This window comes from Methylobacterium fujisawaense, assembly GCF_039619325.1.
GTDB lineage: Bacteria > Pseudomonadota > Alphaproteobacteria > Rhizobiales > Beijerinckiaceae > Methylobacterium > Methylobacterium fujisawaense.
Genome location: NZ_CP155000.1, coordinates 2,445,094 through 2,459,249, shown reverse-complemented (window position 1 = coordinate 2,459,249; position 14,156 = coordinate 2,445,094). Strand labels below are relative to the sequence as shown.

Genomic DNA, 14,156 nt, shown 5'->3' with positions numbered 1-14,156 from the left:
AAGCCGGGGCCGGCAGGACCTCCCGGTGCGACGGGTGACCGGGGGCCTCCGGGGCCAGCGGGGCCTGCGAGCTTGAACGGAGCGACCGGGGCATGCGGTCCCACGGGCGAGACGGGTCCGGCCGGGCCGCCCGGTCCGCCGGGGCCGTCGATGAACAGCCAAGTGCGCCTGGATGTGGCCTGTCGTCGTGACGAGGAATTGATCGGTGCCTATTGCCGGGGCATGGCGGTTTTGCCGTCCGTGACACAGACGGACGGTATATCCACCGTCGGCTGCCTCGACATGACCGCCAAGGCGGCCAAGGATGCCGAGCCCGTCGCGGTCTGCATGAAGAAGCCATGAGATTCGTCGTTCCCGCTCTCCTGGCCGCGCTGGTGTCCGGTACCGTCTGTGCACAGCCGTTCGTCCCGACGGAGCGCGCGGCGATCGACCTCGTGCGCGATCGGCGCACCGCCGGCTTCACCACGGTGGCGCGGACGCTGACCTATGCCGAGCGCGTGACCGGAGGTGCCTTCCGGTTCGGCGGGTACCGGGTCGATTATCGCCCTGACGTGCCCTTCGCCCGGGTGCGGATCTGCTATCGGCTCGGGATCGACCCGCCGAACTGCGGCCTCGCGTACCGCGTCGCGGTGAATCCCCCCCATGTCGAGCCCGCCGACCGCTACAACGGCTTGGCGCGGGATCTGGAACATGGCCCGCAGGCGTTCCTCCGGGCTTTGGCCCGGGAGGCCGATCTCCAGCGGCAGCCGGACGTCCTGCGGAAGGTCCAGGCTGCGCTCGAGCCCTACAACCCCTACGACTGGCGCTGAGGGCGGGAGCGCCGTCAGAGCAGGCGCGGCCAGCGCAGAAGCCGCTCCGGCGCGAAGGCGGCCACCGGCACCGCGGGCGTGCGGCCGGTGGCGAGATCGGCGACGATCTCGCCGGTGATCGGCCCGGTGGACAGCCCGATATGGCCGTGGCCGAAGGCGAACAGCAGGCCGGTGTGACGCGGTGCCCGGCCGATGACCGGCATCCCGTCGGGCGTCGATGGGCGGGAGCCGAGCCACGGCGCGTTGTCCAGGGGCCCGCCGAGCCGGAGCGTTCCGGCCGCTTCCCGGGATGCCGCCTCGATCTGGGTGTGATCGGGTGCGGCGCGGCGGGCGTTGAGTTCCACGCCGGACAGGACCCGCACCCGGTGGTCGCCCATCGGCGACAGGATGGAGCCGGCCCCCGTGTCGAGGACTGGCCGGGTCAGCGGCGGGCTGTCCGGATGCAGGGCGTAGTGACGATGGTAGCCGCGCTCGGCCGCCACCGCGAAGCGATAGCCGAGGGATCGGGCGATCGCCCCCGAGGCGGCGCCGGCCGCCAGGACGACTTGGCGGGCCTGCACCGTGCCGCTGTCGTGATCGATGCGCCACCCGCCCGCCTCAGGCGCCAAGCGGGCGACGTGGCTGCATAGGCGGCGACCGCCGAGAGCGTCGAACAGGGCGTCGCAGGCCTCGATGAGACGGCCGGGCTCGCGCACCGAGCCGGTCTCGGTCAGCAGCATCCCCCGCGCGTAGGGCCGCACCAGGGCCGGCTCGAGGGCGCGCAGGGCCGCCGTATCGAGGATCTCGAAGGCGACGCCGTGGCTCGCCAGGATCTCCCGCTCCAGGGCCGCGGCCGCGAAGGCCGCTTCCGTGCGATAGGCCTTGATCCAGCCGGTCCGCTGGAGCCGGTCGCCGGTCCCCGCCCGGGCGGCCAGCCGCTCATGGGCCGGATAGGCGGCGGTCGTCAGGGGGAGCAGCGCCGCTGCCGCGCGGCGCCACCGGGAGGCGCGGGCGGCCGCCAGGAAATGCGCCGTGTAGGGGATGATCCGCGGGAGATGCGCGTAGTGCAGGCGCAGGCCGCAATCGGCGTTGCGCAGGTAGGCCGGGAGCTTGCCCCAGAGGGCGGGGCTCGACATCGGCAGGATCGAGCCGCGGCTGACCACGCCGGCATTGCCGTAGGAGGTCCGGGCTCGGGCCTCGCCGGGATCGCACAGGACCACGTCGAGGCCGCGATCCTTCAGCGCGATGGCGCTGGCGAGGCCGACCATCCCGCCGCCGACCACCACGATGTCGGCCGTCCCGTCCGTCGCCATGCCGCTCATATCCCGCACCGCACCACGCGCGCCCTTCTGACGGGTTTTCCGCCTCCTGGGTAGCGGGACTCCGCAGGGCGGTGCATCGGTCCGGTGCCGTCATGAAGTCCCGCGCACATTCCCGCAGAGATCGGCTACAGAGCGGTCCATGACTCTCGTCCGCTTCGCACCGTCACCGACCGGCTACCTCCATATCGGCAACGCCCGACCGGCCCTGCTCAACGCCCTGTACGCCCGCCGGACCGGGGGGCGCTTCCTGCTGCGGCTCGACGACACCGACGCGGAGCGCTCCACGGAAGCCTTCGCCGCGGCGATCGCCGAGGATCTCGCGTGGCTCGGCATCGTGCCCGATCTGTTCGCGAAGCAGAGCGCCCGCAAGGCGCAGCATGACGCCGCCGCCGACCGCCTCCGCGCAGCGGGCCGGCTCTATCCCTGCTACGAGACGCCGGAGGAGCTGGAGCGCCGCCGCAAACGCCAGCTCGGACGCGGCCAGCCGCCGATCTACGACCGGGCGGCTCTGCGGCTCACCGCCGAGGAGCGCGCGGCGTTCGAGGCCGAGGGCCGCCGCCCGCATTGGCGCTTCCTCCTGGAGGCGCGGACCGTCACCTGGGACGATCTCGTCCGCGGTCCGGCCCATGTCGACTGCGCGTCCCTGTCGGACCCGGTCCTGATCCGCGCCGATGGCAGCTATCTCTACACGCTGCCGTCGGTGGTGGACGACGCCGATCTCGGCGTCACCCACGTCATCCGCGGCGAGGATCACGTCACCAACACCGGCGTGCAGGTGCAGATCTTCGAGGCCCTGGGCGCTACCGTCCCGATCTTCGGCCACCACAACCTGCTGACGACCGCCGACGGGGAGGGGCTGTCGAAGCGCCTCGGCCACCTGTCGCTGCGCGGCCTGCGCGAGGCCGGCTACGAGCCCGCGGCGGTCCGCTCGCTGGCCGTGCTCACCGGCTCGGCCGAATCCGTGCGGGCCGTCCCGGATCTCGACACCCTCGCGCGCCTCGTCGAACTCGGCGAGATCTCGCGGGCGCCCGCCCGGTTCGATCCGGCGGAACTCGACGGCCTCAACGCCCGACTGATCCACGCCATGCCGTACGCGGAGGCGGCCGCGCGCCTCGCCGATCTCGGGATTCCGGCGGATCGGGCCGAAGCCTTCTGGCTGGCGGTCCGGGCCAATCTCGGCCGTGTCCCCGAGGCGGCCGATTGGTGGCGCGTCGTCGCCGGCCCGGTCGAGCCTGTCCTCACCGAGCCGGCCGTGATCTCGGCCGCTCGCGAGACCCTGCCCCCGGAGCCATACGGCCCGGACACCTGGAAAGCGTGGACGACGGAGATCCGCAGCCGGACCGGCGCGAAGGGGAGGGGCCTGTTCATGCCGCTCCGCCTCGCGCTGACCGGGCTGGAGCACGGCCCGGACCTCGCGGGTCTGCTGCCGCTGATCGGACGGGCACGCGCGGCGCGGCGTCTGTCCGGCGAGACCGCTTGAGCTACGACGCCTCGGTTTCGGCGAGACGGCTCGCGAGCAACTTGTCGACGCGCCGGCCGTCGAGATCCACGACCCTCGAACCGCCAGCCGGCGATGTCGCAGGTCTCGCCCGTTTCCGGTAGGTGCTGGAGCACCGCGATGACCAGGCCGGCGACCGTCGCATAGTCGCGCGAGGGCGGGAGACGCAGGCCCAGCCGGTCGGTCAGTTCATCGACCGGCATCGAACCCGCGATCAGCCAGGACCCGTCCGGGCGGGGTACCGCGTCCGGCTCCGTATCCTCCGACAGGAACGCCCCGGCGATGGCATCGAGGATGTCGGCCGGGGTCACGAGCCCGTCGAAATGTCCATACTCGTCGTGCACCAGGGCCATGGGCACCGAGGCCCGGCGCAGCGTATCCAGGGCGTCGAGGGCATCGAGCGTGTCCGGAAGCACCGGCGCCGCGCGGACCTGCGCGCGCAGGTCGAGGGGCTCCCCCCGCGACAAGGGGCCGATCAGGTCGCGCAGCTGAAGCACGCCGATCATCGCATCGGGGCCGCCATCGGCGACGGGCAGACGGGCATAGGGGCTGGCGAAAATGCGTGCCCGGACGGTCTCCGGATCATCGGTGAGATCGATCCAGGTCACGTCGGTGCGCGGAGTCATGACGCCGCGCACCAGACGGTCGCCGAGGCGCAGGACCCCGGAGATCATCGCCCGCTCGTCGCCCTCGATGACGCCCGCGGTCTCGGCCTCGGCCACGAGACTACGGATCTCCTCCTCGGTCACCGCGCTGGCGCTTTCTGTCTCCTGGCCGATCAGCCGGAACACCGCCCGCGTCGAGGCGTCGAGGAGCCACACGGCCGGCAGAGCCGCGCGCGAGACCACCCGCATGCCGGGCGCCACCATGCAGGCGATCCGTTCGGGGTTGCGCAAGGCGAGGTGCTTGGGGACCAGTTCGCCGATGATCACCGACAGGTAGGTGATCACGCCGATCACCAGGGTGTAGCCCAATGTGTCGGCCCAGCCCTTGCCCAAGCCCAGATCGATCAGAATCAGGGCGAGGCGGTCGCCCAGAGCCGCGCCCGAGACCACGCCGGAGAGGATGCCGATCAGCGTGATGCCGATCTGAACGGTGGACAGGAACCGCCCCGGCTCCTCGGCCAGCGCGAGGGCGGCCTTCGCGCCGGCGCGGCGCTCCTCGGCCAAGGCGCGCAGCCGGCTCTTGCGAGCCGAGACCAGGGCCAGCTCCGACAGCGAGAAGACGCCGTTGAGCGCGATCAGCAGGACGACGACGAGGAGCTCGATCAGACCGGATCATTGAGCCGGGACCCCGCTGGGCGGGGACGGCTTCCTCTGGTGGCGCGGTCCTGCAACATGGGGATGTGTCCGCGACCGTTCAACGGCCAAGCCTCGGGGTCGCCTCGATCAGTGCGGCGTCGAGCAGGAAGCTGCCATCGGCCTCGATGCCGAAATGGGCGGTGACTTCGGCGGGCGCCGCAGCCTGGAGGGCGCGGATCGCCGCGACATGGATCTCCGGCGTGCGCATCCGGGCGATCCAGCTGGCGAAGTCCATGCGCGGCCGGCTCGCCATCACGGCGCCGGGCTCGAACCCGGCCGCTTCCAAAAGGGCGCGCCATTCCGAAACCCGGTAGTCGCGCACGTGCGAGGGGTCGCGCAGCAGCTCCACGGCCTGCAGGTGCGTGTCGAGCAGCGGATCCTCCGGAGCGACGATATCGCTGACGACGAGCAGGCCGTCCGGCCGCAGCACCCGCCGCGCCTCGGCCAGCGCCGCCGGGACGTCGCGCCAGTGGTGGGCGCTGTAGCGGGTCAGCACCGCGTCGAAGATCGCGTCTGGGAAGGGCAGGGTCTCGGCGCCGCCCTGCCGGGTTTGGATCCGGTCGAGACCCCGCCGGGACGCCTCGGCGGAGACCGCTGCCAGCATCTCCGCCGACAGATCGTAGGCCGTGACGGCGGCGCCGGCGGCGGCGGCCGTGAAGGCGACATGGCCGCCGCCGCAGCCGAGGTCGAGGACCTGGGCACCCGGCCGCGCGCGCAGCAGAACGCCGATCCGGTCGAGGTCGGCGCCCGCCGCGTGCACGGCGCTGGTCACGTAGGCGGAGGCCTGCGCGCCGAACTGGTCGACGACATGTCGGGCGTGGCTGCGCGCGCTCATGGGCGGATCTCCTGGTTCGGATCGCGCGCGGCGGGCGGTGGCACAGCCGCAAGGCGACGATCAGAGGCGACCGTACAGGCTGCCTGGGATCGGCACCACGCCGTTCCATCCGACCGGGTGGTCTCCCGTCCACCTCTGCCACCTGCCCCGAGGCAGGGCAGCGCCCCGGACCGTGGAGCGCCGCGCAGGGCAAATCTGCGCGGCGATCGACTCAGCGCGGCGGCTGCGCCGGCGGAGGCGGAGGCGCTGCCTGTCCCTGATCCGGACCCTGCTGCAGCAGCGGCGTGATCCGCTGGACCACGACCCGGCGGTTCTCCCGCGATGGGCCCTGCGTGTTCACCTTGAGATACTGCTCGCCGTAGCCCTGGGTGGTGAGATTGCCCGGCGGCACCCGGAATTGCTCCGTGAGCACGGTCGCCACCGATTGGGCACGCCGATCCGACAGCGAGAGATTGTCGATGTCGGAGCCGACCGCGTCGGTGAAGCCCTCGATCAGGAAGACCTCCCGCGGATTGGCCTGGATCGCGCGGTTCATGGCCGCGGCGATCACCGACAGCTTGGCCGCCTGATCCGGCGTCACGGTGAACGAGCCGGTATCGAAGGTGATCGTGTTGATGTCGACCGAGCGCAGACGGGCGCGGAGGTCCGGGCTGTAGCGGATCTGATCGAGGGTGTAGCGGCGTTCGACAGGGACAACCGGCGGTGCCGTCAGCGCCTCGTAGACCTCCGCCTCGTCGGCCTGGGCGTAGTCCACGATGTAGCGGTCCCGCGGGATTCGAATGTCGGGCGGCGGCAGCGCAACCACGTCCTCGTAGATCGGGCGCAGCGGGCCGGAATAGCTGTTGTCGATCAGGACGACCTCCCGACCGTCGGGGTAGCGGCTGTAGCGGCGCAGCAGCCGGCCGTCATCGTCCGTGACGGTGACGATCTGGCCGCCGCCGGACCACGCGACGTAGCTGTAGAATTCGGCGCCCCGACGCTCGAACCGGTAGCCGCGCGGGTCGAGGGTCGCGGAAGCGCTCGTTCTCGTCGTGGCGGATCAGGTAGTTGTCGCGATCCCGCACGATGATGCGGCCCGGCTCCCGGTAGTAGGTCCGGCCATCCTCGACGAATTCGCGGCGGTCGCTGCGGACCTGCTCGAAATCGCGCACCGTGTCGTTCTGCCGAAAGCCGCCGGGGACGTAGCCCGGCTGGCCCGGCCGGTTGAAGGCGCCGGGGCCGGGATCTGCCGGCCGGCCAGGGCCACCCACCGGCGGCGGTCCCGACGGCACGCCTCCGGGGGGCGGAGCCTGTCCTGGTGCCGCGCCCTGTCCCGGCGGCACGAACGGGCGGCCCGGGACGCCCGGGGCCATGTTGGGCGGGAGCGGTCGTCCCGGCTCGGCGCCGGGCGCGCCGTTCGGCTGGGGCTGCCCACGCCCTTCGGGTTGGCCTCCCTGAGGCTGGAACGGCCGTCCCGGGACCCCCGGAGCCGTGTTGGGCGAGCCCGGCCGGCCGGGCTCTGCGCCGGGGCCGGCATTCGGCTGCGGACGGTTCTCGGGCTGGGCATCCAGACGCTGGGACGGCCTGCCGGGCCCGTCCGGCGTCGCATTGGGCGCCTGCGGGCGCGCATCGGGGCCGCCTTGACCGGCCGGTCGCTGGCCGGGAGGCCCACGGTCGGGTGTGGCGTCGCGCTGTGCGGGACGGTTCGGGGGCGTCTCCGGGGCCGCGCGATCGCGGTCCGGTGCCTGACGCTGCTGCGGCGGTGCCGGCGGCCGCTCCGGCTTCGGCTGAGGAGCAGGACCCTGGTCCCGATCCGGCCCCTGTTGCCGCTCCGGGCCGGGCCGCCCGGGCGCTGCGCGGTCCTGAGGCCCGCGATCCGGACGATCCGGCTGCTGCTCCCGGCGCTCCTGCTGGCGCTGATCCGGCTGGCGCTGCTCCTGCTGCCGCTCTTGGCGCTCCTGCTGCCGATCCTGGCGCTCCTGCTGCCGGTCCTGTGCCGGAGGGCGCGATGCCGGCGGCTCGGGACGGCGCTCAGGCCCGCGCTCCCGCTGAGGCTGCTCAGCCTGCGGTGCACGCTGGGCCGGCGGTTCCGGCCGCTCGCGCGGCGGCGGCGCGGCGCGCTCCGGTCGGGGTTCCGGTCGGGGCTCGGGGCGTTCACGTCCAGCCGGCGGACCCGGCTGCGGGCCGGGCCGCTCCTGCGGCGGCCGCTCCGGGCGCGGTCCGCCGTGTGGCGGCTCGCCGCCGCGGGGGCCGCGCTCCTCCGGTCCACCTTGTGCGAGGTGGAACCGGCCCGGCTCGGCTCCGGCGGGCTGCATGAGCGTGAGGGCCGGCAGCACTGTGCCGGTGAGGAGGATCAGGCGGAGCAGACGCATCGCGGTCCCATGTCGGTTCAGGCCGACCCGAACCCGGAACGCGGCATTTGGTTCCCCCGCGCGCGGGCGGGGGAGGTCTCAGGGCGTGAGGCGCTTGGGGACAGCGACGACGTCCGGCGCGATGATGCGCACGGCAACGTGATCGGGTTTCGCCGCCGCCGGCTCGGCCTTTCCGGGTTCCTCCGGTGTCAGGCCAGCCTTCGTGTCGACCCCGGCGCGACCGGCCACATCGGCGGCGAGTTCGGCCGCGGTCCGGTCGGCCCGTCCCACCAAGGTGAGGCGCACCTTCGGCCGGGACAGCGCCTCGGCCTGCATCGGCGTGACGAAGATGTCGCCCTTGTGCCGAACGAGCATGCTCTCGGCCTTCACCAGGGACTGGGCCCAGCTCTTGCCCTCCGGCTTGCACGAGCAGTTCGGAACGAATTCCTTGCGAAACTTGAAGGCGTTGGCGAGGCTCGCATAGGCGCGGCTGCCTTTCACCGTGGCGGCGTGCTTCAGGGCATCGTCGCCATACGGCATCGAATAGGCCTGCGCCTCGGTCCCCGGGCACAGGGCCTGGCACATCTCGTCGGCACCGCCGCGTCCCTCAGGCAGGTTCTTCAGGGGGAAGAAACCGCCGTCGCAGGTGCGCACGCAGACCGTCTGCGGGCCGCCCCGGGCATAGGCCTCGCCGGAGCCGGCATAGGTCTCGCGCGGCGGGCAGGTGGAGGCGACGAGCCCCTGGAGCTCACGCTTCCGGGCGCCGCTGTCGTCGATCACGGCGCCGCCATAGGTGGCCTTGAGGGCGCGGATCCGCTGCTCCACCGCCCCGCATTGTGGCGGTCGCGTGTCGAAGAACAGGAACTTGCCGCCCTCGCAGTTGAGGCCGCGGAAATAGGCCTCGAGCCGCCCGATCTCGTCGTTCAGGGCGCGCGTCGTGCTGGCGCCGTTCTGGAGCGAGGCCAGCTCCGCCCGGTACCGCCGGCACTGCGGTGACGGCAGTTGCGGCGCCGGCCGTGCCTCGGTCGGCGGCGGGCTGGGAGCCGCATCCTGCGCGCGCGCGGCGGTGGCGAGGGGATAGGACAGTCCGAGGGCTATGGCCGCGCTCAGGACGAGGCGGCCGAACGTACGGACGATCGGGCGGTGAGGCATAGGCTGCATCGCGTTGATCGGGTGCGCGGCGATCCGGAGAATCCAGGCCCGCGCGCATCCGCGCTTCGGAACCGAAGCGGAGCCATTCTACGCCCCCTCGCAAGACCGCGACACCCCTCCTACATCCGGCCGGCAAGCGTGAGGGGGAATTGGCCAGTGATGTTGTTTCGGAGTCTCACCTATGTCGGGCTGTTGGCCGTGGGCTTGGCCGCAGCCGGTCCGGCCTCGGCGCAGGAGCCGGATCGCATTTTCGACAAGTCGACGGTCTGGCGGCCGCTGACCCCCAACGACAAACTCGTGGTCTACGGCGTGGACGATCCGGCAGTCTCGGGGGTCGCCTGCTGGTACACCCAGCCCGAGAAGGGCGGGATCAAGGGCACGCTGGGCCTCGCCGAGGACGTCTCGGACATCTCGCTGGCCTGCCGCCAGACCGGGCCGATCGCCTTCAAGGGCAAGCTCAGCCAGGGTGAAGTCGTGTTCAGCGAGCGTCGGTCGCTGATCTTCAAGTCGATGCAGATCGTCCGCGGCTGCGACGCGAAGCGCAATACGCTGATCTACATGGTCTATTCGGACAAGGTCATCCAGGGCTCGCCGAAGAATTCGACCTCGGCCGTGCCGCTGGCGCCCTGGGGCACCGAACCGGCGCAGAAATGCGCCGACTTCATGAAGTGAGCGGAGCGCCCTGCCGACTGGGCCGGCCCTGGCCGGCTCAGTCCTGGCAGGTGATCCGGATCGGGCGCTCGGACGGCGTCGGGACCGGCTGGCTGATCGCGCCGGTATATTCGTCGGCGGCGGCCACGCCGTAGGAATTGGCGGCCGCGTAGCCCTGCGCCTCGCACCACGCGTTGGCGACGACTTGGCCGCAGGCGCTGCCCGGCGTGGTCAGGCATTCGCCGACGCCGTAGCCATCGCTGGACGGGATCAGGAAGGTCTTCTCGACGCGGGCGGGCGCCTTCGCAGGCGTCTCGCCGTCGGTGCCGGCCAGCGCGACATGCGTCAGGCCTGCGCAGGCAAGAACGGTGACGAGGGCGAGGGAACCGGCGGCCGAGCGTCGCATGAATTGTCCTTGGGCACAGGATCTGTGGCGTGAGGATCGTGCCCCGGACGGTCCGACGGCGCGGTTAAGGAAGCCTTACGCGCAGGGCGCGCAGGCCATCTCGAATTCCTCACGCTTTTGGGTTAGCCCCATCGCGCGGGCCGCGCCGTCGCCGCGATGCAACAGGGTGCCGTGGCGGGCCTTCCGGATCCGCCACGTTTCGGCCGTTCTTCGCCGCGCGGGGCCCGCAGGTCGTTGACGGCAGGGCCGGTTTTCCGGCGCCGGCGCGGCGCCGGGATCAGGCCGCGGCGCCGGAATGGGGATGGGTTTCATGGCGCCGATGTTGCGGCTCTACAACACGCTGACCGGCGCCAAGGAAGCCTTTGCGCCGATCGATCCGCAGCATGTCCGCCTCTACGCCTGCGGCCCGACCGTCTACGACGCCGCCCATATCGGCAATGCCCGGCCGATCATCGTCTTCGACCTGCTGTTCCGGCTGCTGCGCCACCTCTACGGGCCGGGGCACGTCACCTACGCGCGCAACGTCACCGACGTGGACGACAAGATCAACGCCCGGGCGGCCGAGCGCGGCATCACCATCCGCGAACTCACCGACGGGACGCTGGCGCAGTTCCACCGGGACGTGCGCGACCTCGGCGTGCTCATGCCGGAGGACGTCAACGTGCCGGGCGAGCGGCCCCGCTTCGTCGAGCCCCGCGCCACCGATCACATCGCCGAGATGGTGACGATGATCGAGGCGCTGGTCCGGGCCGGCCACGCCTACGTGGCGGAGGACCACGTGCTGTTCGACGTCCCGTCGATGCCGGATTACGGCGGCCTGTCGAAGCGGCCGCTCGACGAGATGGAGGCGGGCGCCCGGGTCGAGGTCGCCCCCTACAAGCGCTCGCCCCTCGATTTCGTCCTGTGGAAGCCCGCCAAGCCCGGCGAGCCGTCCTGGCCGTCGCCCGCGGGGATCGCGGCGGCGGGGCGGCCGGGCTGGCACATCGAGTGCTCGGCCATGTCGGCCAAGCATCTCGGCCGGACCTTCGACATCCACGCGGGCGGCATCGACCTGATCTTCCCCCACCACGAGAACGAGGTGGCGCAGTCGCGCTGCTGCTTCGGCACGCCGGTCATGGCCAACGTCTGGCTGCACAACGGCTTCCTCCAGGTGGAGGGGGAGAAGATGTCGAAGTCGCTCGGCAACTTCATCACCATCCGCGACGTGCTGAACGACTGGCCGGGCGAGGTCGTGCGCCTCACCATGCTCAAGACCCAGTACCGGCAGCCGATCGACTGGACCTTGCGCGGCCTGGAGGAATCGAGCCGCGTGCTCGACCGCTGGTACAACGCCGCCGGCGATGCGCCCGCCGCGTCCGACGTCCCCGCCGGGGTGGTCGAGGCCCTCTGCGACGACCTCAACACGCCGGCGGCAATCAACGAGCTGCACCGGCTCGCGAGCAGCGCGGAGACGCAGCCCGGCGCGTTGCGCGCCGGTGCGAACCTCTTCGGTTTCCTCGCCAGCACCCGCAGCGACCGCGAGCAGGCTCAGGTTGCTGCGTCCGGCGTGGACGTCGCGGCGGTCGAGGCGCTGATCGCCGAGCGCCGCGCCGCGCGGGCCGCGAAGGACTGGGCCGCCTCCGACCGGGCGCGCGATGCCCTCGCCGCGATGGGCGTCGCCGTGAAGGACAACAAGGACGGCACCACCACCTGGACGGTGGCGCGCTGATTGCTGAGCTGGCCGCCGACGACACGGATGTCACGGCGGCCGCGTCCTCGCGCCCGCTTGCGCGATGCGGCGTGCGCGGCATCTGTGGTCCGGGGGCTCGCGCCGGGGAAGAGCAGCACGTGACCATCTTCGCGACCATCGGGGCGCGCTGCGCCGCCGCCGCATCGGCCCTGGCATTCGGATTGGGGCTGTCGGGGCCGGCCGTCGCCATCGACGGCGGGGCGGCCGCGGGGCGGGATGCCCTGGCGCAGGCCACCGTCGCGATCGGCACGATCACCCAGCCCGAGGAGGCGCTGCGCCTGACCCGCTGTAGCGGTGTGCTCATCGCTCCGGATCTCGTGCTGACGGCGGCCCATTGCGTGAACGGCGATCCGCTCGGCGCGCTGGTGGTCTTCTTCCGCGGCAGCGAGCCGGCGCGGCCGGTCTACGGGGCGCGGGTCGCCGCCCGCTACAGTCCCGATCCGGGGGAGATGCTGCCGAACGAGGCGTCGGGCGTCAGTCTGTCCGATCTCTCCCTCGATCTCGCGGTGCTCCGCCTGACCGAGCCGGTGCGCGACCGGCGGCCCGTGCCGCTGGCGGCGGATCCCGGGCGGGTCCCGAAGAGCCTGCGGATCGCGGGCGCCGGCCTGTCCGGCCGCACCGTCGGACGCCTGCGCACCGCCACGCTGACGCCGATTGCGGCCAGCAATACCGGGCTCACCATCGCCCGGGCCAACGGCGCCCGGGTCTGCTTCGGTGATTCCGGAGGCCCGGTCGTCGCGCAGGATCGTCGCGGCACCTACATCTGGGGCGTGGCCAGTGCGGTAATCAGCCGGGCCGCGCCCTGCGGCGGCTACGTGGTGATCGCGCCGGCCGCACAGGTCTTCTCCGCGACCGGGATGCGGTGAGCGTAGCGTCCATCGCAAGCCGGAGGATCCGGCCTGCGCCACGCCCGCCACGGTCGCGCGGCCCGGTGTCCCTGCGCTGCGTCGGCGATGCCGTCGCGGAGGAGCCCCTTCGAAACGCGAAAACCCCGCGCGGCCGGGCCGCACGGGGTTTTTCGGAAGACGATGCGCCGGGCGGATCAGACCGCCATGCGCTCCTCGCCGTCCATCGGCTCGCGCAGCACGTAGCCGCGGCCCCAGACGGTCTCGATGTAGTTCTTGCCCTGGCTGGCATTGGCGAGCTTCTTGCGCAGCTTGCAGATGAACACGTCGATGATCTTGAGCTCGGGCTCGTCCATGCCGCCGTAGAGATGGTTGAGGAACATCTCCTTGGTGAGCGTCGTGCCCTTCCGCAGAGAAAGGAGTTCCAGCATCTGGTACTCCTTGCCGGTCAGATGCACCCGGGCACCGCCGACCTCGACGGTCTTCTGATCGAGATTCACGATCAGGTCGCCGGTGGTGATGACCGACTGGGCGTGGCCCTTCGAGCGGCGCACGATGGCGTGGATGCGCGCCACCAGCTCGTCCTTGTGGAACGGCTTGGTGAGGTAGTCGTCGGCGCCGAAGCCCAGACCCTTCACCTTGTCCTCGATGCCGGCCATGCCGGAGAGGATCAGGATCGGCGTCTTCACCTTCGCCACGCGCAGCGAGCGCAGCACCTCGTAACCCGACATGTCGGGCAGGTTCAGATCGAGGAGGATGATGTCGTAGTCGTAGAGCTTACCGAGATCGACACCCTCTTCCCCGAGGTCGGTGGTGTAGGTGTTGAAATTCTCGGACTTGAGCATCAGCTCGATGCTCTGCGCGGTCGCGCTGTCGTCCTCGATCAAAAGTACCCGCATCGTCGGTCCCCAGCCCCGCCGGCCGCATCAGCGCGCAGACACGTCCCTATCGTTCGCCCGCCACCGGCCTGTGGACGGGCGCTCCGTCGCTCTTGACGTGGAACGCTATGGATTAATCGTTAACAAAACCTGATTCCTGCCCGCAAGCGTCCCGTTCGAAGTTCCGCGAGCTTGACAGGAGAAACAGCGTTTCCCCGGTCTCGCCCCGACCCCGATTCCGATCCACCCGCGTCCAGGCCGCTCGCCCCCTTCGGCGTAAGTACTTCCTCCGTAACGATCCGATCCCCGCTGTTGTCCATGGGACACACCGGTACGACTTCGTCGGGCGCGGCCGAAGCCGCCACCCGGATCGAGCCGCTACGAGCCCGTGACCCGCAGTGTTAAGGAGGCCGGTAAACGA

At 71.6% G+C, this 14,156-nt stretch carries 11 protein-coding genes and 2 pseudogenes; 6 read left to right on the top strand and 7 right to left on the bottom strand.

Annotation, left to right across the window (positions count from 1 at the left end; translation table 11 throughout):
* Positions 1 to 150 precede the first annotated feature (150 nt).
* Complete coding sequence (locus tag ABC766_RS11620) at positions 151 to 342, top strand: hypothetical protein (protein WP_244538877.1); 192 nt, start codon at positions 151 to 153, stop codon at positions 340 to 342.
* Complete coding sequence (locus tag ABC766_RS11615; RefSeq protein WP_345822297.1) at positions 339 to 809, top strand: hypothetical protein; 471 nt, start codon at positions 339 to 341, stop codon at positions 807 to 809. The genes ABC766_RS11620 and ABC766_RS11615 overlap by 4 nt, the downstream gene beginning before the upstream one ends.
* A gap of 14 nt (positions 810 to 823) precedes the next feature.
* On the opposite strand, the gene ABC766_RS11610 is transcribed toward ABC766_RS11615, so the two are convergent.
* Positions 824 to 2,101 carry an FAD-binding oxidoreductase gene (locus ABC766_RS11610; protein WP_345822296.1) on the bottom strand — a complete coding sequence of 426 codons (1,278 nt, stop codon included), beginning with the start codon at positions 2,099 to 2,101 and terminating at the stop codon, positions 824 to 826.
* 148 nt (positions 2,102 to 2,249) lie between these two features.
* On the opposite strand from ABC766_RS11610, the gene ABC766_RS11605 reads away from it, so the two are divergent.
* A complete protein-coding gene (locus ABC766_RS11605) occupies positions 2,250 to 3,590 on the top strand; it encodes a glutamate--tRNA ligase (RefSeq protein ID WP_345822295.1) in 1,341 nt (446 codons plus the stop codon).
* Between the two features lies 1 nt (position 3,591).
* Here the strand turns inward: ABC766_RS11605 and ABC766_RS11600 are convergent.
* The 4 genes and pseudogenes from ABC766_RS11600 to ABC766_RS11585 all read right to left on the bottom strand — a co-directional run bounded on the left by ABC766_RS11600 (position 3,592) and on the right by ABC766_RS11585 (position 9,226).
* Positions 3,592 to 4,879, bottom strand: a pseudogene (locus tag ABC766_RS11600) (hemolysin family protein).
* Positions 4,880 to 4,967: 88 nt separating this feature from the next.
* Entirely contained in the window at positions 4,968 to 5,744 is a 777-nt protein-coding gene (locus ABC766_RS11595; protein WP_345822294.1) for a class I SAM-dependent methyltransferase, read from the bottom strand.
* A gap of 211 nt (positions 5,745 to 5,955) precedes the next feature.
* A pseudogene (locus tag ABC766_RS11590) lies at positions 5,956 to 8,095 on the bottom strand (OmpA family protein).
* 78 nt (positions 8,096 to 8,173) lie between these two features.
* Positions 8,174 to 9,226 (bottom strand): DUF2865 domain-containing protein, encoded by a 1,053-nt coding sequence (locus tag ABC766_RS11585; protein WP_345822293.1) that lies wholly within the window; start codon positions 9,224 to 9,226, stop codon positions 8,174 to 8,176.
* Between the two features lie 159 nt (positions 9,227 to 9,385).
* On the opposite strand from ABC766_RS11585, the gene ABC766_RS11580 reads away from it, so the two are divergent.
* Complete coding sequence (locus tag ABC766_RS11580) at positions 9,386 to 9,898, top strand: CreA family protein (RefSeq protein WP_043350523.1); 513 nt, start codon at positions 9,386 to 9,388, stop codon at positions 9,896 to 9,898.
* Positions 9,899 to 9,935: 37 nt separating this feature from the next.
* Here the strand turns inward: ABC766_RS11580 and ABC766_RS11575 are convergent, their stop codons facing one another.
* Positions 9,936 to 10,283, bottom strand: coding sequence for a hypothetical protein (locus ABC766_RS11575; protein ID WP_043350520.1), 348 nt, complete (start codon positions 10,281 to 10,283; stop codon positions 9,936 to 9,938).
* Between the two features lie 310 nt (positions 10,284 to 10,593).
* Here ABC766_RS11575 and cysS point away from each other — a divergent pair, with 310 nt between their 5' ends.
* A complete protein-coding gene (gene cysS, locus ABC766_RS11570; protein ID WP_345822292.1) occupies positions 10,594 to 11,991 on the top strand; it encodes a cysteine--tRNA ligase in 1,398 nt (465 codons plus the stop codon).
* Between the two features lie 119 nt (positions 11,992 to 12,110).
* Positions 12,111 to 12,878, top strand: coding sequence for a trypsin-like serine protease (locus ABC766_RS11565; RefSeq protein WP_342145340.1), 768 nt, complete (start codon positions 12,111 to 12,113; stop codon positions 12,876 to 12,878).
* Positions 12,879 to 13,054: 176 nt separating this feature from the next.
* Here ABC766_RS11565 and ctrA read toward each other — a convergent pair whose 3' ends face one another.
* On the bottom strand, positions 13,055 to 13,756 hold the full coding sequence (gene ctrA / locus ABC766_RS11560) for a response regulator transcription factor CtrA (RefSeq protein WP_010683835.1): 702 nt from the start codon (positions 13,754 to 13,756) through the stop codon (positions 13,055 to 13,057).
* Between the last annotated feature and the right edge of the window lie 400 nt (positions 13,757 to 14,156).